We start from the raw sequence: 25,871 nt of genomic DNA, 5'->3' as shown, positions 1-25,871 counted from the left end.
CAACCGAATAATCGTTTGCGGTCTAAAGGAGGGTCAAATGCCCCGTATTTCCATCCCGAAACGCGAAGACGCCCCCGTAGGCTCCAAGCCGATCCTCGACAACGTCGACAAGATGCTGGGCTTCGTGCCCAACCTGCACCGCCTCATGTCGATCAGCCCGAACGCGCTCTCCGGCTGGGCTACCCTGATGGCATCGCTTGCGAAGACGCTGGACGTCAAGACGAGAGACGGGATCGCGCTGGCGGTGTCCGAGGCGGACGGGTGCGACTACTGCCTGGCCGCGCACAGCTTTATGGCGGGTAACCTGGCGAAAATCCCGGCGGACGAAATCGAGCTGAACAGGGAGGGCCGCTCGAGCGATCCCAAGCGCCAGGCTGCGGTCGCCTTCGCGAAAGCGCTCATCGACACACGCGGCAAAGTTTCCGACGCCCAGTTTGCGGCAGTCAGGGAGGCGGGGTGGACAGACGCCAACATCGTCGAGATGATCGCGCTGACCGCCCAGTTCCTGTTGACCAACTTCATGAACAATGCGGTGCAGACCCCGATCGATTTTCCCGAGGTCAGTCCCGCGAAGGCAGCCTAGCGCGAGGTGCCCTCCTTTAAGGAGGAGAGGACTGGAGAATCCAATGTCTCGACGGTCCCCGCGGCTTGGCGTCAAACGCGTGTACGAGCCGCCCGAGGCCTCGGACGGCACGAGGGTGCTCGTCGACCGCATCTGGCCGCGCGGGCTCACGAAGGAGCATGCCAGTGTCGACGTGTGGCTGAAGGATATCGCTCCGAGCGGCGGCCTCAGGACTTGGTTTGGTCATGACCCGAACCGGTGGCGCGAGTTTCACAAGCGATACTTCGAGGAGCTCCGCGCCGATCATACCGCCGTCGAGCACCTGACAGATCTTGTATCGACGGGCAAAGTTACGCTGCTCCTCGGCGCGCACGATACCCAGCGCAACAACGCCGTAGTGCTCGCGGACTATCTCGCGGCCCGCTAATCAGGGTCGATGTACGGAATCGGAAGATCGCTCAAGTCGTCGTCATAGCTTGCCGCCGGCCCGATGCCGACGTTATCGTTCGTGCGGATGTTGGCGCTAAGGCCGAGCGTCCGCCCGACGGGACACATGTTCGCAGCCTGCATCAGTTGCGCGCGCGCCTCGTCGCCAAGCGTTCCTTCGAGCTTGATGGAGCGCTCGAAGGAGTCGCGGCCGCCATCCCCACCATGGTGGTACGACACGGCTACCTCGACGTGGGATAGCGGGATTTTCTGCCTTCGCGCCTGCAGCCGTATCGTCATCGCCGTGCACGCGGCGAGCGAAGCGCTTAACAACTCGTAGGGGTTCGCCCCCACCGCCGTGCCGCCCCTGCCGTCGGGCCCGCCGACCGAAAACACCGATGCGCCGGCACGGCCGTTAAGCGTGCCAGCGCCGTCAACGTCGCCGGCCACCTCCGCCTGTGGGCGGGGAGCTCCATCGTCGTTCGAATTCGTCATCGCGCTTTCCTTTCAGATTCTGACAGGGCTCTCTTTGCGGGAGCCTCCGAGCTTCGGGGTGGTCTCGCGCTCGCTGATGAGGATAAGCACGTAAGCGCTGATCACCCACTGAAGGACAGCGAAGGAGCTTTCGACCGGCCGCCCAATCTAGGGCAGCGAGACCATTACTATGTTCGAGGCGAACACGATCGGAGACGAGAGGAGCGACGCCGCTGACAGAACTTGGAATTTCCTCGATGCCTGGGCGCCTCGCTCGTCCACTGCGCTCATCATTTCGGCGGGTCTTCCTGCTCTTTTCCTCGCTGTCGCTTCGCGAGAGGCGACCTTTGATGCTCCACGGCTCGCGCCTGGGTGAACGCACGCAGCAGGTCGGCCCTCCTGATGGAGCCGCCTCAGGCGTGAAGGGTCTCGCCCCCCTTGGCATCTGCGTAGTACTGAGGTGCTTCGCGACGGTCGTATTTCCCGTAGTCGCGCACGATGCGCACTCTCCGGACCCTTGCCTTGTCATTCGGCCCGGAAGCGTCCTCGTATGCCCGCGCTGCAGCGGCGTCCTTCCAGGATATGAGGAGAATCAGCTCGCCGGGCGTAAGTATGGCGTCGAAGATGTCCCAGGACGTGCAGTCGGCGGCCCACGGATTCAGGCCCAGCCACTCGGCGCAATCGTACGGATTGTTGGTCTGCTTCCACTGCGCGGGGCGCGTCGCGTTGATCAGTGTGACCGTTGTTCCTTCCCCGACTTCGGTTTCGTCGAGCCTCTGCTCCGTGAGGGCGTACCCCGGCGGCACTTGATTGTCAGCGGTAATCTGGCCGACGCGCAGGTGGTAGTCAGCGAGCAGTTCGTCGCGGCCCTTCTGCTGGACCTCGTGGTGGCGCGCGCGGGTGCGCCAGCGGACAAGTGACTTCTCATCCCGCCAGTTCGAAAGCGAAAGGATCCAGCCTTCGCGGGTCAAGCTCTTGTAGCGGATGTTGTCAATGAAGCCCTCTTCCAGCTCCAGCTCGGAGCGCAGGATCTTGGCGTTATCGAGGTAGTCATCCCGGTTCTCCTCATTGGGGAGAACCTCAAAAATCACTGAAAACATGTTCGAATCCCGCTTTTAGAGTGCTGCTGCGACGCAGTCGATCTCGATGTCGAAGTGTCGGGGCCAGGCGCGCCGCTTTCACGGCAGACGACCTTCAGGCCGTCGAGTTCGATCGTTCTGGACAGCATCCACGTGGTTTCCTGCTTACTTCACCGACACGTCTCTCGCGAAACGAAATGGATCATCTCTCAAGCGCCATAGCGTTCGGTCTTGATCGCTCCGGCTTCCAGTCCCAGGGAGAGCACGGCGTCCACCGCGATATCGACGAAGGCGTTGGACCCGCACACGAGGGCGCAGCCGGGGGACCCAGGCAGCCTCGCCGCGACGTCCGCGACCATCCTGGCGTCGATCCGCCTGCTGAAGTCGGTGCGGCGCGTCGCAGGCTCGCGTGTCAGCGCCACGGCGAGTGCGAAATCGGGAAGCGACATCTCGAGCTCGAGGAGCTCGTCCCTGAACAGCACGTCACGCCAGGTCCTGGAGGAGAGCGACAGCGCGACAGGCACCGGGTCGCCGCTGGCCTTCCGATGCCGGATCATGGCCATGAGCGGCACGACGCCGGAGCCGGCGGCGATCAAGAGCACTGGTTTACTGGAAGACCCCGGCCAAAGAAAGTGTCCGCCAAGCGGCCCGCGAAGCTCGATGGTGTCGCCGACTTGAGCGAAGTCGTGGAAAAACGGGGAGACCTCGCCGTCCGGCAGCCGCTCGATTGCCAGCTCAATCACCCTGGAATCGCTCGGGGCCGAGGCGATCGAGTAGCTGCGCATGGCATTGTAGCCGTTGGGCGCGGTCAGCCGCACGTCAACGTGCTGTCCGGCCGCATGCTTGAACGTTTCGGAGAGGCTGAGAAAGAAGCTCTTGATAGAGGGCGTTCTCGTCGCGATCTCGACGATCGCACAGCTCTGCCACCGCGCAGTTGCAGCAATCGCTTCAGTCATTCGTATATCGCTGCTCATTCCACGGATCGCCGTATATGTGGTACCCGCGCAGCTCCCAGAATCCGGGCTCGTTGCGCTCCGTGAACTGAAGACCGTTCACCCACTTCGCCGACTTCCAGAAGTAGAGATGCGGCACGAGTAGTCGGCCCGGCCCCCCGTGCTCGCGCGGCAGAGGTTGGCCTTCGTAGTTGAGCGCGACCATCGCCTTCCCCGTTGCGAGGTCGGCGAGCGGCACGTTGGTGGAGTATCCGTCGTAGCAATGCGCGAGCGCAAAAGGAGTGGGTGCAGTAAGGCCAGCGTCGGCAAGGATGTCGTCGACGGCTACGCCTTCCCAGGCGGTGTTGAGCTTCGACCAGGAGGTCACGCAGTGGATATCTCGTGTCATCCTGGTTCGTGGGAGCGCGTTGAACTCAGACCAGCTCCACGCTTTGACCGGACGAGGTCCGACCCTCAGCGTGAAAGTCCAGTCCGCGGGATCGATCCGTGGCGTGGGTCCGGCCGTAAGCACCGGGAAATTGTCGACGAGGTGCTGTCCCGGGGGGATCCGGTCCGATAGTTCCGATCCGGATTGGCGGCCTGTGAAACCGCGAGTGACCATGGCGGTTTTCCTCCGTGGGTGAAGGGCGCGACTTCCCGTACAAAAGCGGGCGCTAAGCTGTTGTGCGCCGGATGAGCACGGTACCGTCAAAGCATTGAATTTCGCGAGGCGAATGGGAAATGACGTCACGCCATGGATTCAATAGCCGCTCGTTATGGCGGCCGTCCGCCTTCCGCATGGGGGGCGCGTGCATCCGAAGCCGAGCGCTGCAGCAGCTCGGCTATCATCCTGATGGCCTCCGTTAGCTTCAGGACTTCGCGCTAACGCAGTCGGTCGATCTTCTCGTGCAGCCACTCTATCCCGCGCTCCGCCTTCACATTGACCCGATAGTCGTTCTCCGCGGCCTTTTGATCGATGTCCTGCCGCCAGTTTTGGCTTATCAAAATGAATGCGGGAGGGGGCTTCTCGGCTTAGCGTGTTATACCCAGAAGCTGTAAGAGCTACCTCATGCCTACGGGCAGCAACGGGCGGCTGGCACACTGGAGCGCAGCACGTAGAAGCCTTCGAGCACAGCTTCTGCGACGATGGCAGCATGATCGTGCATGCGCGTGGTCGTGATGGTGGTACCTCGCGACCTTGCGGCGATTGAGCAAGGTACCGAGCGCCGGCCGATCTTCTAGGCCCCCGCGTGGGCTCTAATTCTTGCGGACGACGAAGCACGTTGGCGCAGCTCACCACTGCCGCAGCGAAGCGCGGTTGGTCCCAAGCTGGGAGGCCGTTACGCGTAGCTCGCGGGCGTGTGGAATTAATCATCTGGCGCGGCCGCGAACGGCCGGCGCGCGGTCACGAACGCCGCGCGCCGCGTCCCCGCCTAGGGGAACGTCAGGCCGAAAGCGGCCGGATCGGGCTGCTCGCCTTTCCGTGGGACCAGGAAGCGCTCCAGGCCACCCGGCACGAAGCTGAGCAGCAGGGTGGCCTGGTCGCCGACCACCTCGATCGTATGCGGCACACCGCGGGGAAGAGCCGCGTAGGCGCCCGGACCCACCTCGACACGTGCATCGCCGACCTGCGCGATTAGTTTCCCCTGCACCACGTAGAGGAGCTCGTCCTCGCGGGAGTGGGTGTGCAGCGGCGGCTCCTCTCCGGCCCGCAGCGTCCACATGACAGTGCTATATTCGCCTCCGGACTGGCTGCTCTCCACCTTCATCTCGACGCTCGAGCCACCGCTCGAGGTCACCGTCTCGCCGCCATGGGGCGGCGTGAGAACCGGCTGCTGGACTGACATTTTGTAGTCTCCTGATTGTTGAACCCTTGTTCGACTTCGCAGTGGCGGCGAGAGATTGCCGCTCACGACGTACCGCGAAGCATGGACTTTCGCGCGTCGAATGAGAAATGACGTCAGGCCATGAAGTCGATAGCCGTGTGTTATGATGGCCGTCCGCCTTCCGCATCGGACTCGCGTGCACCCGACGCCGAGTGCTCCAGCAGCTCGGTCATCATCCTGACGGCCTCCGTTAGCTTGAGGACTTCGCGCTCGCGCAGTTGGTCGATCTTCTCATGCAGCAACTCTATCTCGAGCTCCGCCTTCACGTTGATTCGGTAGTCGTTCTCCGCGGCCCTGCGATCGATGTCCTGCTGCCGATTCTGGCTCATCATGATAATTGGCGCGGCGTAGGCCGCCTGGAACGAAAGCGCGAGATTGAGAAGAATGAACGGGTAGGGGTCCCAGCCCCTGATCGCACCCACCAGGTTGGCGGTTATCCAGACGAACAGGATCGCGCTCTGGACGATGATGAAGTTCCACGATCCCATGACGGCGGCGACCGCATCCGCTATCCGTTGCCCCGGCGTCGGGCGCGCAAGCGCCGGTGGCTCATCCATCTCCTGAAGCCGACGTGAGCGGCGCGCTAGTCTGAGGCCGACGAGCAGGTCGTGCTCAGCCGGCTCCATGCCTCGGGGGTCTTCCGCCTTTTCTTCCACGCAGCTAGTACCCGCGACGCAGCGCGCGACTACCACGTTGCTCATCTCTCGGCCTTTCGCTCGTGCTACCTGACGTCAACGCCGTTCCAGAAAGCCACGTAGTCCTTGATGTTCGCGGCCGCCGTCGACGGCTCCGGGTAGTACCACGCGGCTTCCTCGTTGGTCTTTCCGTCTACCACCAACGAGTAGTACCTTGCCGTACCCTTCCACGGGCAGCGGCTCGTCGTCGAACTCGCTCGTAGGAATTCCGTGCGGACGCTCCCGGGCGGGAAGTAGTGGTTTCCCTCGACGACGACCGTCTTGTCCGACTCCGCGATCGTCACGCCATTCCAGGTTGCCGTCGTCATTCTCTGTTCCTCTCCATGCCGTGGTCGCGATGACTCAGACGCTATCGCACCCCGCGGCCTCCGCGAAATAACGATCGGGAATGGATTGCATAGCGCTGCGACTTCGCCGGGCACGCCACAGTGACGCAAGCGTCCGGCCGCAGGGTTGGCCGCGATCCGGAGTTCCCTTGAGCTGCCCCACCAACCCTTCAGCACCTTCATTCCGGGGTCGGCAGAGCAGCCGCCTCGGGAAACTCAGGACGAGGAGTCGTTGCGGCGCAGCTGCTCGGGGGTGGAGACGGCCGTCGGCGTCCAGCAGGAGGAAGTCTGGCGCGTGTTTCCGATCTTTAACGCGTGCGATGCACGTCCGTCTCGCGCAGCCGGCCCACGATCGGCTGTATGACTGCCAGTCCGCGGCGGTGAACGTCATTAGCAGCTGGCTGCGGATCTGGGCGAGTGTCTTGTCGGTCTGGTTGGGCCTCGGTGAGGGCGTCAGGCTGCAGGTCGATCCGCTGGAAGCGGTTGGTCGCCGGCGCGCGTGTCGCGGTCATGCGGGCGCGCTGGCCACCTCCGGCAGCGTTGCGGGCGGCATGCCCCGGTAGGGAACTTCGACCGACCAGTCGCGAAGCCGCACGACCTTGACGAAAGCGTCCAGCGCCGGCGAGTAGCGGCGCCCCTGCACGACCAGCAGCCGCACCTCCCGCGAAATCGGGTCGCCTTCGAGCGGGATGCTCTTGAGCGTTGGAAGGCGCGGCATGTGCTCGGGCGCGAGTATCACGCCCAAGCCAGCCGCGGCCATGTGCTGCAGGTGCAAGTCGTGACCACTGCAGTGCCCGAGGTGGGGCGGCTCCTCGGGGAAATACGACCGTTGGATCTTCAGGGCGACGTCGCATCCGGCGCGCTCCAGCAAGACGGTCTCGCGGAGGTCTTCAATGCCGATCGAGGGACGGTTTGCGAGCCGGTGTGTCGGCGCGAGAACCGCGACGTAGCGCTCCTCGAACATCGACCAGCCGTCGATACGAGCGGGCATGTCCTGCACGTCCCCGACTATTGCGGCGTTGATCTCCCCCTCAAGCAAGAGGTCCACGAGTTTCTCCGCTGCGCCCTCGCGCAGCTCGACTTGAAGTCCAGGGACGAACTTTTCGGTTTCCGCGATCGGATCGAGGACGAGCGACACCGAGATGGAGGGGGCGAGGCCGATCTTCAGTGGCGCAACCTCCTTGCGTTGGAACTCCCGGGCTCTGCGACGCACCGCCGCTGCCGAGGTCAATGTGTGCTCCAGCATCGGAAGGACTTCCTTCCCAAGGTCCGTGAGCTGCGTCAACTGGCGCTCGCGGAAGATCAGCTCGCCGCCGAGCTCCTGCTCGAGCTTCTGCACCCCCTTGGTCAGGGCGGGCTGCGTGACGTTGCACTGCTCGGCTGCGCGGGTGAAATTGAGTGTGGACGCAACGGCGAGGAAGTAGCGAACTTGATGAAGCTCCATGGATTGTTCTCCGTCAAGTTGCTGCGGACTCTACTGACGAGCCTTGCGTCGCCCCGTCCGGACTCGGGCGCTCGTGATCGTTCACCAAGAGGGGGAAGGCGGTCCCGCTGACTGTCAACGGCCGCATGGTCGTCACCTTCAGCGAAGTCGGGTCGGCGGCCACCGTCGCCGGGCTCGTCTCGATCACACTGGGCGCCGCGAGGAAGGAGATCTCGGAGGGTCTGCTCGCGCCCGTTCTCGCTGACCGGGACATGGGCGAGGTTGAGCTGCACGCGGTCTTTCCGGCGCGCAAAGCCGCGAAGCGATCCGCGCCTGCATTCCCCGACTTGCTTGCTTCAAGTACCGTCATGATCTTTCCTTCTGGGTCGCAGTTGCGCGCCGAGTTCCCTTGGAACCAGCGGGCATGGCATTTATTGGCCCGCGTGCGCCGGCGCAGCGAGTAAAGCCCAGCAAATCGCTCCAAATTGCTGCTAAAAAGAAGGAGGGCTTGCCTCCGCCATATCCGGCAAGACGAAGGGACGGGTGGCATTTCTGGGGCGATTGAGTACGATTTCACCAAGGTGGAGAGAGGCCGCGCGTGAGGCGCACGAAGAGATTGGGATCAGCCGACTTCAAGCCAAAGCCCGACGCCGGAATGTGACAGATGGTGGAGCAGTGGCTGAACGTCGCGTACTCGGATGGTAGCTCTCAGGTTTTGTGGGAGGACGGCGAGCGCGTGTTCAGCCGTGGCTGGCGACTGGACGACAATGGCAACCGGATCGCCGTGCTGCTTGTTGCCCCTGCAGCCTCCCGCTCAAGACTCGATCGTCTCACGCTCGAATACGAGCTGAAAGATGAGCTCGAGGGGTCATGGGCGGTGCGGCCGCTGGCCCTCACGCGCGACGCCGGTCGGACCGTGCTAGTGCTCGATGATCCAGGCGGCGAGCCGCTCGACCGTTTGCTCGGTGGGCCCATGGAGGTAGGACGCTTCTTGCGCCTGGCTATCGCCATTGCCTCGGCTCTGGGTAACCTTCATCAGCGTGGGCTCATCCACAAAGACATCAAGCCAGCTAATATCGTGGTGGACTGCGCGGATGGACACGTGCGTCTCACCGGGTTTGGCATTGCGTCGCGCCTGTCCCGCGAGAGGCAGGCACCCGAGCCGCCAGAGACCATCGCCGGTACGCTCGCCTACATGGCCCCCGAACAAACCGGGCGGATGAACCGCTCGATCGACGCCCGCAGCGATCTCTACGCCCTCGGAGTCACGCTGTACCAGATGCTCACGGGCGTTCTGCCCTTTATGGCGGCCGATCCGATGGAGTGGGTGCACTGCCATATTGCCAGAAAGCCGGTGCCGCCGGGGAAGCGGTTAGAGAGTATCTCCGCACCAGTCTCTGCGATCATCATGAAACTGCTCGCCAAGACACCTGAGGATCGTTACCAGACCGCCGGCGGTGTCGAGCGCGATCTGCGACGCTGCCTGGCGGAATGGGAAGCGCGCCGCCGCATCGATGAGTTCCCGCTCGGCCTGCAGGACACGCCGAACCAGCTGCTGATCCCCGAAAAGCTGTACGGACGAGATCGTGAGATCGCGACGTTGCTTTCCTGCTTCGATCGCATCATCAAGACCGGTGTGCCAGAGTTGGTGCTGGTTTCAGGATATTCCGGCATCGGCAAGTCCTCAGTCGTCGACGAACTGCACAAGGTGCTGGTGCCGTCGCGCGGCCTGTTCGCGTCTGGCAAGTTCGACCAGTACAAGCGCGATATCCCTTACGCGACACTGGTGCAGGCTTTTCAAAGTCTCGTCCGGCCTCTCCTCAGCAAGAGCGAAACCGAGTTGGCAAGCTGGCGCCACGCGTTTTCAGAGGCGCTGGGATCGAACGGGCGGCTCGTGACCGACCTCATACCCGAACTCAAGCTAATTATCGGAGACCAGCCACCGGTTCCTGAGTTACCGCCACAGCAGGCACAAAGCCGTTTTCAAGTCATATTTCGGCGCTTCATTGGCGCATTTGCGCGGCCGGACCAGCCACTAGCTCTCTTCCTCGACGACCTGCAGTGGCTCGACGCGGCGACGCTCGATCTGCTGGAGGACTTGTTGCGGCCAGATCTGGAGCACCTCATGCTGATCGGCGCCTATCGCGACAACGAAGTCGCTGCGGCGCATCCGCTAATGAGAAAGCTCGAAGCCATCAATGCCGCGGGCGGAAAGGTCTCGCAGATCAAGCTGTCGCCGCTCGCCCGAGAGCACCTTGGGCAGTTAGTTGCGGACGCTCTTCACTGCAAGTTAGAGCGCGCTGCGCCGCTTGCGAAGCTGGTGCACATGAAGACCGGCGGCAATCCGTTTTTCGCCATTCAGTTCCTGTCATCGCTCGTCGAGGAAGGATTACTCACATTCGATCATGACGGCGCGCGCTGGTCCTGGGATATCGAGCGCATTCAAGCCAAGAGGTACACCGACAACGTCGTCGATCTTGTGATCGGGAAACTCACCCGCCTGCCGAGCGAGGCGCAGAATGCACTACAGCAGCTGGCTTGTCTCGGAAACGTTGCCGAGAGCACAGCACTTTCGATGGTCCTCGGGATTTCGGAGGGGCAGCTCGACACGGCTCTGTGGCCGGCCCGCCATCAGGAGTTGGTCGAGCGTGTGGCAGGCCATTACCGGTTCGTCCATGATCGCGTTCAGGAGGCCGCCTATGGGCTGATCCGGGAGGAACTGCGCGGCGAGACACATCTTCGAATAGGGAGACTGCTCGCAGCGCATACACCTCCCGAGGAATCGGAGAAAGCGATCTTCGATATCGTCAATCAGCTCAATCGTGGGGCGAGCTTAATGACCTCGATGCAGGAGCGCGAGCAGCTCGCCGCGCTCAATCTGCTCGCGGGCCAGCGCGCCAAAGCCTCAACTGCATACGTCTCGGCGCTGAACTATCTCACCGCCGGCGCCGCGCTGTTGGCCGAGGATTGCTGGGCGCGCCGGCGCGAGCTTCGCTTCGCGCTGGAACTGAATCGGGCCGAATGCGAGTTTCTGACCGGTGCTCTGGCGGAAGCGGAGCAGCGCTTGGAAGCGCTTTCGGCCCACGCCACAGATATGGCCGAGCGAGCGACGGTCGCGTGTCTGCGCGTCGATCTATACGTGACCCTCGATCAGAGCTCCCGCGCGGTCGCGGTCGGTATCGATTTCCTGCGGAATTTCGGCATTGAGTGGTCGCCGCATCCGACAGCGGAAGAAGCGCGCCGCGAATACCAGCGCATCTGGTCAACAATAGGAGATCGCCCGATCGAGGCGCTCGTCGAGCTACCCTTGATGAGCGACCCGGTATCCCTCGCGACCCTCGATGTTCTGATCAAGTTCGCGCTGCCTGCCTTGTACACGGATGCGAACCTGCTTTCCCTTGTCACCTGCCGGGCAGTCAACCTTAGCCTCGAGAGTGGCAACTGTGACGCATCGAGCTTGGCCTATTCAGTGCTTGGCTTTATCGCTGGGCCGCGCTTCGGCGACTACCAGGCCGGATCTCGATTCGGGCAGCTCGGGTATGATTTGGTCGAAAAGCGAGGGCTGAAGCGCTTTCAGACCAGGATTTTTCTCAACTTTGGGAGCTTGGTGATTCCTTGGACGAGACATATCCGGGATGGCCGCGATCTGGTGCAGCGCGCGTTCGAAACCGCAAATCAAAGCGGTGATCTCCCTCAAGAGGCGTCCTGCTACGCCCACCTGAACACAAACCTTCTCGCGGCGGGCGATCCTCTCGGTGAAGTGCAACGCGACGCCGAGCGTGGTCTCACGTTTGCGCTGAAGATGCGGTTCCGTCTCGTCATTGACCGCGTCCGAACTCAACTCGGATTGATTCGGACTCTCCGCGGCTTGACGCCGACATTCGGCTCATTTGACGAACAGGGCTTCGATGAGCATCTCTTCGAACACGATTTAGCAAATAACCCGGCTTTGGCGCTGGCCGAGGGCTGGTACTGGATCCGCAAGCTGCAGGCGCGCTTCTTCGCCGGTGATAACGCGGGCGCCCTCGAGGCTTCAGGGAGAGCGCAACGGCTGCTGTGGACATCACCGTCAATGTTCGAAACGGCGGAGTTTAGTTTCTACGATGCGCTTGCTCGTGCGGCGTCATGCCATCGCGCCCCTCCGGAGGAGAGGCAGCAACATTTTGAGGCTCTTGTGGCCCACCACAAGCAACTCGAAGCATGGGCGGAACACTGTGCGGAAAACTTCGAGAACCGCGCTGCGTTGGTTGGCGCGGAGATTGCCCGGATTGATGGCCGCGCGTTCGATGCCATGAACCTTTACGAACAAGCCATCCTTTCGGCGCAGGCAAACGGCTTTGTCCACAACGAGGCGCTCGCCAATGAGTTGGCGGCGCGCTTTTACACCGCGCGCGGCTTCCAGCAAATCGCGCAGCTGTATCTGCGAAACGCCCGCGACTGCTACCTGCGCTGGGGCGCGGACGGCAAGGTGGGCCAACTCGAAGCGATGTATCCGTGCCTCAGAACGGAGGAGCCCGCACCTGCTTCGACAAGCACGATCGCAGCGTCGATCGAGAAACTCGATCTCGCAACGGTGATCAAGGTCTCGCAAGCCATATCGGGCGAGATCGTGCTGGAGAAGCTGCTCGAAATGCTTATGCGCACAGCTCTCGAACAGGCGGGAGCCGAACGAGGCTTGTTGATCCTTTCACACGGAGCTGAGCAGCGGATCGCCGCCGAAGGCACGACCGATGGCGATTTAGTGGCCGTGCATCTGCGCGACGAGGGCGTGGCTGCGACAGTGCTGCCGCAGTCGGTGCTGCACTATGTCCTGCGCACCCGGGAAAGCGTTGTTCTCGACGATGCGTCATCTCAAAATCCATTTTCTGCCGATCCCTACATCGTTGAGAATCATCTCCGTTCTATTCTCTGTTTTCCGTTAATCAACCAGGGAAGGCTTACGGGCATTCTCTACCTGGAGAACAATCTGACACCCAGAGTCTTTACGCCCGATCGCGTCGCTTTGTTGAAGGTGCTCGCCTCGCAGGCGGCGATCTCGCTCGAAAATTCGCGGCTTTATCGCGACGTCGCAGATCGCGAAGGGAAGATTCAGCGTTTGGTCGACGCCAACATCATCGGGATCTTCATCGCCGATCGCCAAGGTCGGATTATTGAAGCCAATGATGCGTTTCTACGTATCGTAGGATATGACCGTGAGGACCTGGTTTCGGGCCGCGTGCGCCGGACCGAGCTGTCCCCGCCCGAATGGCGCGAGCGCGACATATTGACTCAAGCAGAGCTGAACTCAACCGGGATAGTTCAGCCCTTCGAGAAGGAGTATTTTCGGAAAGACGGCAGTCGCGTTCCTGTGCTTGTTGGCGCCGCTCTGTTCAAAGAAGGAGGCGACGAGGGCCTTGCATTCGTGCTCGATTTGACCGAGCGCAAGCGCGCAGAGGAACGCCTCCGCGTGCAGCACACCGTCGCGCAGGTCTTGGCGGAAGCGGCCACGATCGAGGAGGTCACTCCGAGAATATTGCGGGCTATGGGCGAGTGTCTGGGATGGGACGTAGGCGCGCTCTGGCGAGTGGACCGGAAGGCCGAGGCGCTGCGCTGTGTCGAGCTTTGGCATAAAGCGTCGATAGAAATCCCGGAATTTGAAAGAGCCGATTGGCAGTTCACCTTCGATAGACGGGTGGGACTACCGGGCCGGGTGTGGTCAAGCCTTAAGCCCGCATACATTCCCGATGTCGCTCTTGATAAGAACTTGCCGCGCGGACCCATCGCCGAACGCGAAGGACTACACGCGGCCATCGGCTTTCCTATCCTGCTCGGGAGCGAACTCTTGGGCGTGATTGAGTTTTTCAGCCGCGAGATCAGGCAACCCGATCAGGAGCTGCTCGACATGGTGGCCACCATCGGCAGCCAGATCGGTCAGTTCATCGAACGCAAGCGCACCGAGGAAGCTCTGATGCGAAGTAAGGACTATTTGGCTGAAGCGCAGAAGCTGACGCATACAGGCAGTTGGGCTTGGGATCCCCGCACGGAACAGGTGCTGTATTGTTCCGAGGAAATGTTCCACATTTACGGATTGGATCCACAGTCGAGCCTACCTTCTCGAGAAAATTTTCGACTGCAAATCCACCCCGAGGATCGCGAGTGGGTCAAGGAGAAATTTGAGGAGTCGCTTCGCACAAAAATTGACAGCTACGCCGAGTACAGGGTTCTTCTGCAAGACGGAACAGTTAGGCACATCAGTGCCTCGGGCCATCCGGTTCTCAACGAAGACGGCGAGCTCATCCAGTTTGTCGGTACCGCTGTAGATGTGACAAAGCGCAAACAAGCTGAGGAATCATTGCGGGAGAGCGAGGCGAATCTCGCCCACATGAACCGCGTAAGCACGATGGGAGAGTTAGCAGCCTCACTGTCGCACGAAATCGCGCAACCGATCGCCAGCGCACGTAACAACGCCCGGGCGGCCCAGAATTTTCTGAACATGCAGCCGCCGGACGTGGCTGAGGTGAGCGAAGCGCTTTCCTGTCTCGTCGGAGATGCCGATCGGGCCGGAGAAATCATCGATCGCATCCGAGAGCAAATCAAGAAGGAGCCGCCGCGGAAAGAGCGTTTTGATCTTAACGTGGCTATCAACGAAGTAATCGCATTGGCTCGAAGCGTGACCCTCAGGCATGGCGTTGCGGTCCAGACCCGGCTTGGAGAGAGAGTACTTTCGGTTCTGGGAGATCGCGTTCAGCTGCAACAGGTCTTGCTGAATCTGATTCTGAATGCCGCTGAAGCAATGGATTCGGTGGAGGAGGGGGCGAGAGAGCTGTTGATCAGCACACAGGAGGATCAAGCAGGCCTCGTCGTGGCCGTGCGCGATTCCGGGCCGGGCATTGATCCGGAGCGTCTCGACCAGATCTTTGAAGCCTTCTACACTACGAAGCCCAGTGGAACGGGCATGGGGCTGTCGATCTGCCGGTCTATCATCCACGCTCATGGCGGCAGGCTATGGGTGGAGACGAACGAACCCCGCGGCGTCGTATTCCAGTTCACCTTGCCGGGAGCGGAACGGGAGTTCACGACTCCTGTTCAGGCGAGCCCGCCGAGCTGAGAGCCACGCAAACACATTGTGTGAGATGGTCCTCATCCACCGGCTTAGGCAGGTAACACAAGACCCCATCATTCAGGGCGCGCGCCCGGTCAGCATCATTGGGAAAGGCCGTCACGAGGATCGTCGGTATCGCGTTGTCCGTATCGATGAGTCGGCGGTAGAGTTCGAGGCCGGTCATAGCAGGCATATGGATGTCGGCGATCAGGCAGGCTGTTTCGGCAAGTCGCGGGGAGGCGAGAAAATCGGCCGCAGACGCGAAAATGTCGACGGTATAGCCCATCGACCTCATGAGCCTGCCCATGGACTCACGAAGGAACCGATCATCTTCAACGACCGAAATCAGGACCTTTTTCATCATACCGCCCATGGCCGTTGATACCTGAGAGAATGCCACCAGCGTGCAGCCTGTGCCCCGTAAACTTTGGCTTATCTGGACGGTATTTTTGAAGCCAATCGGGCGTGGCTGTGATCGAGGCTCCCGCCGGACGAAAGTATTCCCGGGATCGCTGCTGGCAAACTCCTGGAGTCGTCCACGCGCCCTAAGCTTTCGTATTATCGTCCCGTGCCCTTAGGATGCCTGATCTCAACCTGTGCCCAATTGAGTCGTCGATGACGATCCTCTTAGTGTTGTTGCGTCGAAAATGCGCACAGCCCAAAAGGAGGAAGCAATGCCTTACAGCTTCGAACGTCATGGGTCTGATAAGGCCCCGCGATGCGCAGTCTGTCACGGCAAGTTTGGTCTCGTCCGGCATTATTCGTGACGAACGCAGCTTTGCTCCAGGAAGTGCGTCGATTGCTTTAAGGCGCGCCGCCAAAGTGACCACAATTGGATGGGCTGGTTCCAAGTCGCTTTCGACCAGTCCCCCGAAAATCGCACGAGGGCCTCATGACTCTTCAGATCTCGCAACGAGGCAACGAATATTTGAAGACCGCGCGGACTTTGCTTTGCGCCACCAAAACCATCGCGGACCGAACGATTGCGGCTCAGCTTAAGGCTCTTGCCGACGACTACGAGCGGCGAGCCGAGAAGGCGTCGCCCGACGATGTAAAGCATGGTTCCATCCGCGGCCAGCGCTGAATACGAGCAGCATACGCGAGCTGATGGGCAGCTTTCATCACCAGATTTTAGACCGACCAGCGATCGAACTTCAGCCGAAAGTGGCCCCGAGCGTCGGAAGAGTGCGAGCTGTGTCAGCGCGCGTAAGCTTTGGTGTACCCTGCCCGCATTCTTCAGCAAGAAAGGGGCTGTTCAGGTTCCAGGATTGGGATTAGAAATGCACGGTCTGCCGGACGTGCAAACCAAAATGCTGGCTAACCTTCGCGATCTCTTCCGAGTGGCTGCGATGTCTGACGGAACCTCCACCGTGTTGGTCATCGACGACGATCCGGATCTCCGCGCATCGGTCGGGCGCCTGCTGCGATCGCTCGGCATCAATGTTCTGCTATTTGCCTCCATTTCCGACTTCCTGAAATCCGATCCGCCGGATTGCGCCACCTGTCTGGTGCTCGATATCAGATTGCCCGACCAGAGCGGCCTCGATTTCCAGCGCGAGCTAGCTGCGGCCAACAGGGGAATCCCGATCATCTTCGTGACCGGCCACGGTGACATACCGATGTCGGTGCAGGCAATGAAGCGGGGTGCGATTGAGTTCCTGACCAAGCCGTTCCGCGATCAGGATCTTCTCGATGCGATCCAACTTGGCTTGGCCCGTGATCGTGCACGGCGGGAGAATGACAAGGACATGGTTTCCCTTAGGCAGCGTTTCGCCTCCCTAAGCCCTCGGGAGCGCGAGATCGTAATTCAGGTGGCGCGCGGCCGACTGAGCAAACAGATCGCCCACGAGATCGGCATTGCCGAAGCCACGGTCAAGGTGCATCGCAGCAGGGCGATGCGAAAGATGCAGGCCGGTTCGCTTCCAGAACTCGGCCGGATGGCTGACAAGCTCAATCTGGTGCCCGACACGCCGCAACGCTCCTAAGGTGCGCGTTTTTGCGCGATGTGCTATTTCACGCGGCCGGATGGGCTAAGCAGTCGAGCAATCTCCAAAAGCAAACCAGGAGAAAAGGCCGGCGGTCGCTTCTTGCATCTGCCACTGGCGCGTCCGGTTCCGCTTTGATCTCTTCACTGAGTCCGGAGGAAGCGAAGAGATGGACTGCTGTGTCAACACCGATCGAATGATCGATACGACAGAGGGACCCGACTTTGTCGTACATCGGTATGGCGCGAATGTACGGAGGGAGGCTAGCATTACTGAATCCGGACATAGCCAATTATACCAACTGGTTCATCATGAAGTGCCGCGCGGATGCGCGGTAGGCTGAAGGGTTTCTGTTGGGTGACTCCTGTGATTTGCACCAAACGCTGCCATCGCGAATTGATCTAGTCTACGGCACCAACCTGACTCGATCCCGCTATAGCACTTACAATCTGCCGCCCGATTGACGCCGTCTCCTGGCTTGTAAATCTAGGTTTACGCAATACAACCAAATCCGTGATTGCGCGCCACCTGCGTGGAATAGCTCCCGGCATTCCAGATCGTCAGATTAGGCCTCGCTAGCATTTTCCGGGGATTAGCCCTGTCAAAGCAAGCGAGGTCAATATGCAATCGACTACAGCTTTCGGACGTCTGGAGCAATTTCTTCCACTCTTTGAGAGACGAACCGAACCAGCGAGCGCAACGCCAACCGAAATTTCGTTCGGACCGTTTCGCCTGCTTCGAACTCAATTCCTTTTGCTGGAGGGCGACAAGCCCGTGCGTCTCGGAAGTCGCGCTCTGGAAATCCTGATTGCCTTGCTTGAACGCCACGGAGAGTTGGTGAGCAAGCAGGATTTGATGGCTCGCGTTTGGCCGAATGTTTTCGTTGAGCCAGCCAACCTCACGGTTCACATGTCAGCGCTGCGTCGCGCGCTGCGTGACGGTCAGGATACGAACCGCTTCATCCTCAACATCCCTGGACGAGGCTACTGTTTCGTCGCCCCAGTCGCTATATCGACACACGAAAATGAGCGAAACTGGCGAAGTACCGCGACATTCAGGTGAGGCATTACTGTGGTCGCGATAATAACAGAGCAGCCGTTCAGTGTAGCGGGATTGCTCGTGGGGATTCGCGATCGGCGTTTGGCTGACCACAATCCTCGCGCTGTTCGCGAGTCGTCGGGCAACGGCGGCGGCACCTCAGCCAGCAACCGTCACTCGCCGTTTCTAAGCCAACGTTTATGTGACGACAACTACAGCCGTACCTTGGACAGCCTACGTGCAATAGAAGATGGACGGCAGAAATGTAAGCCTCCTCGCGACAACTCGCGTTCTGGAGTACGCTCATGAGGAAAATCACTGTTCTCATCGCTTCTGCTATGATCAATGCATCTACAATTCCCGGGCCTGCCGCGGCGTCTACGTTAAACGAGAGAATTTATGCCGCTCGCGCAGTCTCGGCGACTCTACCCAGCAAGCCCGATAATGCGACCGACAGTGACAAGACTTGTCGCACTTACGTCGCCTCATCCTATGAGTCCCTGATGCTGCGGCAAGCCACTGCTGACGACGCTGAAGGCGCGCGGATCGTAACTGCGATCGATTCCGTGATTAACGCGTTCAAACACCTTTTGGCAACGAAATGCGGCAGATGATCCTCGCTGTCTGTGACAATGCACAAGGTCCGCAAATGATCAGCTTCCCGCTCATAACCCCCTGGATGTGGTTTGAGGCCGCGATGACAGTTCAGTCACTCTCCAACGATACACTCGGCGAGCTGCTCGCGCGGCCGACCGTCTTCATTCGCGATGAATGCGTCGAGCTTTGCGTGGACATCATTCGGGAGGAGAACAAATCCTCGCTGGTGAAGTCGCGCGACGGCATTCCGACGCCGAAGGAAATCTGCAAGGTGCTGGACGATTACGTAATCGGACAGAACCATGCGAAGAAGGTCCTCTCGGTCGCGGTGCACAATCACTACAAGCGCCTCAACCACCAGACCAAGCACAACGACGTCGAGCTTGCGAAGTCGAACATCCTGCTGATCGGTCCGACCGGCTCGGGCAAGACGCTGCTCGCGCAGACGCTCGCCCGCATCCTGGACGTGCCGTTCACGATGGCGGATGCGACGACGCTGACCGAAGCCGGCTATGTCGGCGAGGACGTCGAGAACATCATCCTGAAGCTGCTCCAGGCCGCCGACTATAACGTCGAGCGTGCCCAGCGCGGCATCGTCTATATCGACGAAATCGACAAGATCAGCCGCAAGTCCGACAATCCCTCGATCACGCGCGACGTGTCGGGTGAGGGCGTGCAGCAGGCACTGCTCAAGATCATGGAAGGCACGGTGGCTTCGGTCCCGCCGCAGGGCGGCCGCAAGCATCCGCAGCAGGAATTCCTGCAGGTGGACACCACCAACATCCTGTTCATCTGCGGTGGTGCGTTCTCGGGCCTCGAAAAGATCATCTCGGCACGCGGACGGTCGACCTCGATCGGTTTCGCGGCTCAGGTGCTCGCGCCGGAAGACCGCCGCACCGGCGAGATCTTCCGTCACGTCGAGCCTGAGGATCTGCTGAAGTACGGCCTGATCCCGGAATTCGTCGGCCGTCTGCCCGTCGTGGCGACGCTGGAGGATCTGGACGAGGCTTCGCTCAAGAAGATCCTGGTCGAGCCGAAGAACGCGCTGGTGAAGCAGTACCAGCGCCTGTTCGAGATGGAGAACATCGAGCTGACCTTCGCCGACGAGGCGCTTGGCGCGGTTGCCCGCCGGGCGATCGAGCGCAAGACCGGTGCGCGTGGACTGCGTTCGATCCTCGAGGCGATCCTGCTCGAGACCATGTTCGACCTGCCGGGCCTCGAAGGTGTGGAAGAAGTCGTGATTTCCCGCGAAGCGATCGAGGGAACGGCGCGTCCGCTCTACATCTACGCGGACCTTTCCGACCGCGCCGCGGAGAGCCGCGCCATGGCGTACTGACTCGACCGAATTAACCGAAGCTGCCTTACGGCCCCGTCACGAATGTTTCGTCCGTTCGTTGCTACCTGCACCGGCCTTCCAATTCGACACCGACTGACCTTCCTTATCAGATGGAATGGAAGTGAAAACATGAGTAAGATTGTTCGATTTGTCCCAAAGTCGGAGCGCGCGCGAACTCGCCTCATTCGAGAAGCCCGAGCGATATACGACAGCGTCTTTCCGCCGTCTGATCCCGCCCGCGAGCAGCGGAACAAGGCATTCGCCAGCCATATGCGCAGCGGCGCAGACACCGATCGCGGCGAGGGGGACCTATCATGATCGCGATCATCGCTGTGCTCTGCAGTTTGTCTTCACCGGCAAATTGCCACGAGCAGACCGTCACCACCTCGGACTTCGCGGATGTCTCGATGCAGTCCTGTCTGATCGGAGCACCGCAGCTCGCCGACTGGATGAATCAGCATCCGACCGAGCGCCTTGCGGCATGGCGCTGCGTGTTCGGTAAAAAGGATAACAGGGGGGCTTAGGTAAAATAACAGCGAGCTCCCCAACTCAGCGTAATATATCATGGCGTCGATTTTGGAACATGGTCGCTTGGGTTCGTCTTTTGCTGGCGGGTGCGCTCATTCGGTCGACCCTTGAACTGCTCTCCTCTTCCGTCCTGCCGATCTGCTTTGTGGCCCCTGGCTCTGACGCGCCCGCACCTGCGGCAATTGAGATCGGTGCTAGCATCATGTACAGGCCGAAATCACCAAAGATCTTGAAGTTCTCGCAGTGTGTCAGGCAGGCAGGGTATGTCCGCGACCAGTTGGCGTGCCGGAGCCGAAGGCTGCCGGTCTCGATCGGCATCAGCGACGTCACCTTTCTTCAGACTGCTCGCAGGCAACCTCTCAGAGCGTACCAGTCGGTCGGCAACGCATTTGACACGATTTGCTGAGATTTGGATTGCTTCACTCGCGCCGGCGTTGCTCGTCGGATAGCAAATTGCATCACGGAGGCGGACAGCTTCCCAAGTGCTAGGCGCGCGGCGATCCCCCTTCGCCGTCGTTCGCCCGCGGCCGGTCCTTCCCCCCGGGGACCGGCCGCCCTTCCTCAGGGCCATTGGACGACGGTGACGACGGTGCTGGATCGAATGGGCATGGTGCTCTTGAGTGGGCAAGTGTGGGAAGGCCAGTCGTGAGCATAAGACGGATGAAGCTTTGAGCCACGTCATGGAGAGGATGAGCCCCACTCACCAAATCTTGAGCCGCGTAGCTGGTGCGGCAGAAAGCGTGACATCCTTCCGTTTTCACTGGCGCACTTGATAGGCCTATGCGCGGTTATCTCATGAAGCCCGAGACAGCAGATGCAAGCGCCGCACTCCCGCCGCGGCGCGCCGTGTTCCAGTCATTCCGATAACGGCTGGCTATCAACTCCATGGCGAGAGGTGATTTTCCTTTAGACGATCATAAAGTCAGTCTTCGTGCTGTCGTCGTCCGCCCTCGTGTACGGGCCAGAGTCGACATTCCGTTGAACGATCGCAAGCAGGAGGCCCGACATGCAGATCAAAGAGACATTCGACGTTTCCTTCCCCCGTGTGGTCGAGAGCGTTCTGCTGGAGGATGTCGTCGTGCTCGCGGACAACGCCGGCGTCGCGTTTGGAGTACAGCGCGCATTCAGTGCGAGGGTGCGGACCGTCCGCGATGACGCCAGCGGTCTCATCGCGTCCAAGTGCGTGGAGATACCGCTTGTCGGGCGCGACGGCGAGATCTCCGGGGTACTGTGCCGGACCGTCCCACACTCCGACACGCGGGGCGTATTCTCGTCCCGGAGGCTGGAGAGGGTGAGCGCGATCGGAGACGTAGCGCAGTTCGTGGTCCACGACATCAACAATCGTTTAGCTGTGATCAGCGGCGGCCTGCGGCTACTCGAAACCCAGAGCGACGCCGCATGCCGAAAGGCCGTCGTCAGCAAGATGCAGCACGCGATCACGCGAGGAGCGCTGCCCAGCCGTCAGCTCCTCGACGCTACGCGCCCATTCCCCGAATCGGTCGGCGGGTTCGTCGCAGGCAGCCGGCTCGCAGCGCTGGCGGAAACGCTGGATCAGGCGTTGCGTCCTGACATCACGGTCCGCACCGATATAGCCCCTGATTTGTGGGACTTCGACGCCGACCCGGAGGAGCTGTACTTCGCGCTACTGAACCTCTGCCGAAACTCGGCCGATGCTACGCCAGGGGGCGGCGCGATCACCGTCGCCGCGCGGAACGTCGAACCTTCCGCTCTCGCGGGGCGCGGGTTCGTCGAGATCGTCGTGGCCCGGGACGGGGAGGGCACCGAGGAGGTTCTCTCGCAGGCCTTCACCCCGTACTTCACGACAATAGCTGCGGGAAGCGGCACCGGCCTCGGGCCCCTCCAGGTCCAGCGCTTCGCCGAAGGACGAGGCGGCGCGGTCTGTATAGAGAGCGAGGGGGGTGGCGGCACGCTAGTGCGCCTCTTCCTCCCGTGCATGCACGCAGCACGGCTCCCCAGCGGTATCGTCGGTGCGGAGATCGCGTACACGCCGTTGCCCGATAGCGGCCTATTCCACGTCGTCAACGCAGCGACGGCTGCGACGACTCCGTAGCCGGCGCGAACACCTGGAGCCCTGTTCAGCGATGCAGCTCATGATCCCGCCCGGCCGGCTCGACCGTCCGGTCGACCACGAGACGGACCACGTGCTCGGCCCCAGCGATGCCGAGATCACGCTCGTCGAGTACGGCAGCTACGCGTGTCCGCACTGCAGGGCTGCCAACGAGCGCATCGCACAAGCACGCGACCAACTAGGCGACCGCGTCTGCTACGCCTTCCGGCACAGGCCGCTCACGGACAACAGCCTTTCGCTTCAGGCCGCCGAGCTCGCCGAGCTTGCCCAGACCCCCGAGGCGTTCTGGTCCGCGCACATCAAACTGATGACGAGGTCGGTGCAGCTCACAGAGGACGACCTCGTCGCGGTTGCCGCCGATCTTGGCGTGAACGCCAATTTCGCGCTCGGTGACAGCGACGCCGTGCAGCGCGCGAGGGCGAGGGTGGAGGCGGACGTCGCAAGCTCACGCGCGAGCGGGGTGAGATTCACGCCGACCTTCTACATCAACCGCCGGCGCTACGACGGACCCTGGGACGAGAGCTCGCTCGTCGACGCGATGCTTGGCACGCTCGGCCACCGCGTCCGTACGGCAGCCCTGGACTTCGCGAGCTGGGGCCCGTCAGCCGGCATTTTGCTGGTCCTCGCGACCGTAGCGGCGATCCTCTTGACGAACTCGCCGGCCGCGCCGGCGTTCGAGGCGCTCTGGCGCCGGGAGTTCGGCGTGAGCTTGGGTGACGCAGCCTTTCAGATGTCCATCCTCCATTGGGTCAACGACGGCCTGCTGACGGTGTTTTTTCTCGTCGTAGGATTGGAGGTGAAGCGCGAGATGACAGTTGGCCACCTCGCAAGCCGCCGCTCCGCCGCGCTTCCGATCGCCGCCGCGTTGGGCGGTATGGTCGTGCCGGCGCTTCTGTATGCGTTGGTTATCCCTGCGGGGCCGTGGTCGCGCGGTTGGGGCATTCCGATGGCGACCGACACTGCGTTCGCGATTGCCTTGATCGCGCTGATGGGCGCCCGCATTCCCGTTGAGCTGCGCATCTTCCTTACGGCGGCGGCCATCGTCGACGACATCGGTGCGATCGTCGTGGTCGCTGTGTTCTACTCCGGCGATGTCCGTCCGGGCTACCTGGCCGCGGCTGCCGCGGTGGTCGTTGCGCTGGCGCTGCTGAGCCGGTCAAGAGTCTACCTTCTCTCGCCTTACATCCTGTTGGGCGTCGCCTTGTGGGCGTTCATCTACGCGGGCGGCCTCCACGCGACGCTGGCTGGCGTGGTACTGGCGCTGTTCGTTCCGACGCGCCCGCCCGCCAACCTGGCTGCCCTGATGACGCAGGCCAGCACCATCATCGCCTCCGAGGCGCGGCACGAGGGCGAGGTTCTCAGGCATGGCCCCTCCACTCCGGCGCTGCACGCGCTCGAGGCAATCTACGACAGAGTTGAATCGCCTGCCGACCGGCTGCTGCGGCACGCCGGCGCGCGGTCGAGCTACGCTGTCCTCCCGATCTTCGCACTGGGGAATGCGGGCGTGGCGATTAATCCGGGCATTATTGTTGGGCATGGCTGGCTCATGACCGCGATCGTCGCTAGCCTCGCAATAGGAAAGCCGCTCGGCGTCTTCCTCGCGGCTGGCGCGGCCGTGCGCGCAGGCATAGCCTTCAAGCCGGCAGAGTACACTTGGCGGCAGCTGGCCGGGGCGGGAGCCCTCGCTGGCATCGGTTTCACGATGTCGCTCTTTATCGCCGGGCAAGCGTTTCCAAGCGCTCCCGACTTCTCGGCCGCCAAGATCGCCGTGTTCGCCGCGTCAATTCTTTCGGCAGTCCTTGGGACTGCCCTGCTCTGGGGAGCTTCGCGTCAGGAGCTCATCGAAGAGGCGCCGCAGAGGGCAAGCACGCAAGTATCGTGCCCGCCGGCGTTTAGGCGGGATCCTGAACAAGAGGTCTTTCGATGATTCTACCTACCGGTACGACAGTAGCAGTCGCTGACGGCGAGACGGTCCGCCTCTTCCACAATACGGGCGTGAAACCTGGGGTGCATTTGGTCGAGATCACGGCGGCTCCGCCTGCGCCGGCCCACTCAGGCTCGGGTGCGCGCCATCACACCGGCTCTGCGAACCCCGATGGGAGCCGGCTCGAGGAGGACAACTTCGCGGCAGCTGCGGCTGCGTTCCTGAACAAGCTGAGCCTGGACGGGACGATAAAACACCTGATCGTTGTCTCCGACCCCAGGACCCTGGGGGAGATGCGCAAGCACTTCCACCGCGACCTGAAAGGGAAGATCATGGGCGAATTCGCGAAGGACTTCAGCCGGCGTCCGCTCGAGGATATCGCCTCATTGATCGCCAACGCCTGACGCGCCTCTGGGGTGCCCCTGGCATTCCAGGCAGCATCAAGAGGAAGCAAGGTTCTGCTGCCTGCTCGGTGTCACGTTCCAATCTCTCACGGGAGTAACCGGCATCTCGCATTGAAGGAGCCTTCGCATGACCGAAAGGCCTAATCGCCTCGCGAGCCGCAATCATCTTCTGGAAGATCCTTGCGTGGTGCCAGCCGAGATTCCTCTTTGACGCGACATAGACCGAACTGGCGCGGCGTGGAGTTACAGGAGTCCCTGCTTGGTCCTGCGGCAGGTTACAGAAAGAAAGATCATTGGAGCCCGAAATGACAAGGCACATTGCACCGTTACCGCATCCCGACGGATCGTTGCTTCTTCGTGAGCTGAACCACAGAGTAAATAACAAGCTCACTAGCGCTATCTGCACGATTTCAGGCAAAGCGGTGGAGTCGGATGACGTGGCAGTGAAGGCCGCGCTCCTCGACGTGGTAGAACTCCTGCATGGCTACGCTGATGTCCACAAGGCGCTACGCATGCCGGATCCTGGGCACCTGACCGACGCCTCAAGATATCTCCAGCATCTTTGCTTCTCCTTCACCAAATACCGGCTGCACCGGCGGAGTATACGTCTCTTGTGTTCGGCGAATGATTTGCGGCTTGAGGGCGAACGCTGCTGGAAGCTTGGTTTGATCGTATCCGAGCTGCTGACCAATGTGGCGCGACATGCTCGATTCGAGGATAGACATCCGCAAGCGAAAGTTAAGTTGCTGGTTGCAGGTAACGTCGCAAGGTGCGCGGTCTCTGACAATGGCTCGGCATCCGATCTCATCGTGCGCGGTTGCGGGCTAACGATCGTCGGCGAGTTGGCCAACAGTTTGGGTGGCCGCGTTCATGCGTCTTGTGCGGCCGAAGGGTCTTCTTTCCTTCTCACGTTCCCGTTGACTGTATCCGAGCAACGTGCCGCCGGCGCAGCTCATGTTGTCTTGAAGCGAAGGAACGTGCGTCGTTCTCACAGCTTGCAGGTCCCAAGAGAAGAAGGCTGCAATGATCTACAGAAAGGGGGGTAACTTCAGGGCAGATCAGCGACTGCTCGGCCATGCTAAATTG

The 25,871-nt window shown here is 61.3% G+C and carries 24 protein-coding genes; 13 read left to right on the top strand and 11 right to left on the bottom strand.

Going from position 1 to position 25,871, the window contains the following annotated elements; genetic code table 11:
• Nucleotides 1–37 precede the first annotated feature (37 nt).
• On the top strand, nt 38–583 hold the full coding sequence (locus tag FXB41_RS22785; protein ID WP_219683277.1) for a carboxymuconolactone decarboxylase family protein: 546 nt from the start codon (nt 38–40) through the stop codon (nt 581–583).
• A gap of 43 nt (nt 584–626) precedes the next feature.
• Nucleotides 627–989 carry a DUF488 domain-containing protein gene (locus tag FXB41_RS22780; protein WP_219683276.1) on the top strand — a complete coding sequence of 121 codons (363 nt, stop codon included), beginning with the start codon at nt 627–629 and terminating at the stop codon, nt 987–989.
• Here FXB41_RS22780 and FXB41_RS22775 read toward each other — a convergent pair.
• The 9 genes from FXB41_RS22775 to FXB41_RS22735 form a co-directional block, all read right to left on the bottom strand.
• Nucleotides 986–1,483 carry an OsmC family protein gene (locus tag FXB41_RS22775; protein ID WP_219683275.1) on the bottom strand — a complete coding sequence of 166 codons (498 nt, stop codon included), beginning with the start codon at nt 1,481–1,483 and terminating at the stop codon, nt 986–988. The genes FXB41_RS22780 and FXB41_RS22775 overlap by 4 nt on opposite strands.
• 392 nt (nt 1,484–1,875) lie before the next feature.
• A complete protein-coding gene (locus FXB41_RS22770) occupies nt 1,876–2,562 on the bottom strand; it encodes an antibiotic biosynthesis monooxygenase family protein (RefSeq protein WP_219683274.1) in 687 nt (228 codons plus the stop codon).
• 188 nt (nt 2,563–2,750) lie between these two features.
• Nucleotides 2,751–3,497, bottom strand: a complete 747-nt coding sequence (locus FXB41_RS22765) for a ferredoxin reductase (RefSeq protein ID WP_219683273.1) — start codon at nt 3,495–3,497, stop codon at nt 2,751–2,753.
• A complete protein-coding gene (locus FXB41_RS22760) occupies nt 3,490–4,095 on the bottom strand; it encodes a sulfite oxidase-like oxidoreductase (protein WP_219683272.1) in 606 nt (201 codons plus the stop codon). The genes FXB41_RS22765 and FXB41_RS22760 overlap by 8 nt, the downstream gene beginning before the upstream one ends.
• Before the next feature lie 260 nt (nt 4,096–4,355).
• Nucleotides 4,356–4,478 (bottom strand): DUF1003 domain-containing protein, encoded by a 123-nt coding sequence (locus FXB41_RS40930; protein WP_246649056.1) that lies wholly within the window; start codon nt 4,476–4,478, stop codon nt 4,356–4,358.
• A gap of 428 nt (nt 4,479–4,906) precedes the next feature.
• A complete protein-coding gene (locus tag FXB41_RS22750; protein WP_219683271.1) occupies nt 4,907–5,320 on the bottom strand; it encodes a cupin domain-containing protein in 414 nt (137 codons plus the stop codon).
• A 140-nt stretch (nt 5,321–5,460) separates the two neighbouring features.
• Nucleotides 5,461–6,060 (bottom strand): DUF1003 domain-containing protein, encoded by a 600-nt coding sequence (locus FXB41_RS22745; protein WP_246649053.1) that lies wholly within the window; start codon nt 6,058–6,060, stop codon nt 5,461–5,463.
• Between the two features lie 20 nt (nt 6,061–6,080).
• Complete coding sequence (locus FXB41_RS22740) at nt 6,081–6,362, bottom strand: DUF427 domain-containing protein (RefSeq protein ID WP_219683270.1); 282 nt, start codon at nt 6,360–6,362, stop codon at nt 6,081–6,083.
• Between the two features lie 526 nt (nt 6,363–6,888).
• Nucleotides 6,889–7,824 (bottom strand): LysR family transcriptional regulator, encoded by a 936-nt coding sequence (locus FXB41_RS22735; RefSeq protein ID WP_219683269.1) that lies wholly within the window; start codon nt 7,822–7,824, stop codon nt 6,889–6,891.
• A gap of 125 nt (nt 7,825–7,949) precedes the next feature.
• Between FXB41_RS22735 and FXB41_RS22730 the strand changes: the two genes are divergently transcribed.
• Together FXB41_RS22730 and FXB41_RS22725 are read left to right on the top strand one after the other, a co-directional pair.
• A complete protein-coding gene (locus FXB41_RS22730) occupies nt 7,950–8,267 on the top strand; it encodes a hypothetical protein (protein ID WP_219683268.1) in 318 nt (105 codons plus the stop codon).
• A gap of 200 nt (nt 8,268–8,467) precedes the next feature.
• Entirely contained in the window at nt 8,468–14,890 is a 6,423-nt protein-coding gene (locus FXB41_RS22725; protein WP_246649051.1) for an AAA family ATPase, read from the top strand.
• On the opposite strand, the gene FXB41_RS22715 is transcribed toward FXB41_RS22725, so the two are convergent.
• Nucleotides 14,856–15,257, bottom strand: coding sequence for a response regulator transcription factor (locus FXB41_RS22715; RefSeq protein ID WP_246649050.1), 402 nt, complete (start codon nt 15,255–15,257; stop codon nt 14,856–14,858). The genes FXB41_RS22725 and FXB41_RS22715 overlap by 35 nt on opposite strands.
• A 384-nt stretch (nt 15,258–15,641) precedes the next feature.
• Nucleotides 15,642–15,944, bottom strand: coding sequence for a hypothetical protein (locus tag FXB41_RS22710; RefSeq protein ID WP_219683267.1), 303 nt, complete (start codon nt 15,942–15,944; stop codon nt 15,642–15,644).
• A 289-nt stretch (nt 15,945–16,233) separates the two neighbouring features.
• On the opposite strand from FXB41_RS22710, the gene FXB41_RS22705 reads away from it, so the two are divergent.
• From FXB41_RS22705 to FXB41_RS22670, 9 genes are all read left to right on the top strand, one after another.
• Nucleotides 16,234–16,869: a response regulator transcription factor gene (locus tag FXB41_RS22705; RefSeq protein ID WP_219683340.1), complete on the top strand. Its 636-nt coding sequence runs from the start codon at nt 16,234–16,236 to the stop codon at nt 16,867–16,869.
• Nucleotides 16,870–17,490: 621 nt separating this feature from the next.
• A complete protein-coding gene (locus tag FXB41_RS22700; RefSeq protein WP_219683266.1) occupies nt 17,491–17,931 on the top strand; it encodes a winged helix-turn-helix domain-containing protein in 441 nt (146 codons plus the stop codon).
• Nucleotides 17,932–18,604: 673 nt separating this feature from the next.
• Nucleotides 18,605–19,840, top strand: a complete 1,236-nt coding sequence (clpX, locus tag FXB41_RS22695) for an ATP-dependent Clp protease ATP-binding subunit ClpX (RefSeq protein ID WP_219683265.1) — start codon at nt 18,605–18,607, stop codon at nt 19,838–19,840.
• Between the two features lie 129 nt (nt 19,841–19,969).
• On the top strand, nt 19,970–20,158 hold the full coding sequence (locus FXB41_RS40925) for a hypothetical protein (protein WP_246649049.1): 189 nt from the start codon (nt 19,970–19,972) through the stop codon (nt 20,156–20,158).
• Nucleotides 20,155–20,364 (top strand): hypothetical protein, encoded by a 210-nt coding sequence (locus tag FXB41_RS22690; protein ID WP_219683264.1) that lies wholly within the window; start codon nt 20,155–20,157, stop codon nt 20,362–20,364. Before FXB41_RS40925 ends, FXB41_RS22690 begins: the two co-directional genes overlap by 4 nt.
• Nucleotides 20,365–21,374: 1,010 nt before the next feature.
• Nucleotides 21,375–22,439 (top strand): ATP-binding protein, encoded by a 1,065-nt coding sequence (locus FXB41_RS22685; protein WP_219683263.1) that lies wholly within the window; start codon nt 21,375–21,377, stop codon nt 22,437–22,439.
• 31 nt (nt 22,440–22,470) lie between these two features.
• Nucleotides 22,471–24,384, top strand: a complete 1,914-nt coding sequence (nhaA, locus tag FXB41_RS22680; protein WP_219683262.1) for a Na+/H+ antiporter NhaA — start codon at nt 22,471–22,473, stop codon at nt 24,382–24,384.
• The gene (locus tag FXB41_RS22675) at nt 24,381–24,785 is read left to right on the top strand and encodes a baeRF12 domain-containing protein (RefSeq protein ID WP_219683261.1); all 405 of its coding nucleotides are present in this window, start codon (nt 24,381–24,383) and stop codon (nt 24,783–24,785) included. Before nhaA ends, FXB41_RS22675 begins: the two co-directional genes overlap by 4 nt.
• Nucleotides 24,786–25,090: 305 nt before the next feature.
• Nucleotides 25,091–25,831: an ATP-binding protein gene (locus FXB41_RS22670; RefSeq protein WP_219683260.1), complete on the top strand. Its 741-nt coding sequence runs from the start codon at nt 25,091–25,093 to the stop codon at nt 25,829–25,831.
• Nucleotides 25,832–25,871: the final 40 nt, after the last annotated feature.

It is taken from the genome of Bradyrhizobium canariense (genome assembly GCF_019402665.1).
Classification (GTDB): domain Bacteria; phylum Pseudomonadota; class Alphaproteobacteria; order Rhizobiales; family Xanthobacteraceae; genus Bradyrhizobium; species Bradyrhizobium canariense.
This window is presented reverse-complemented; position numbering and strand designations above follow the sequence as displayed.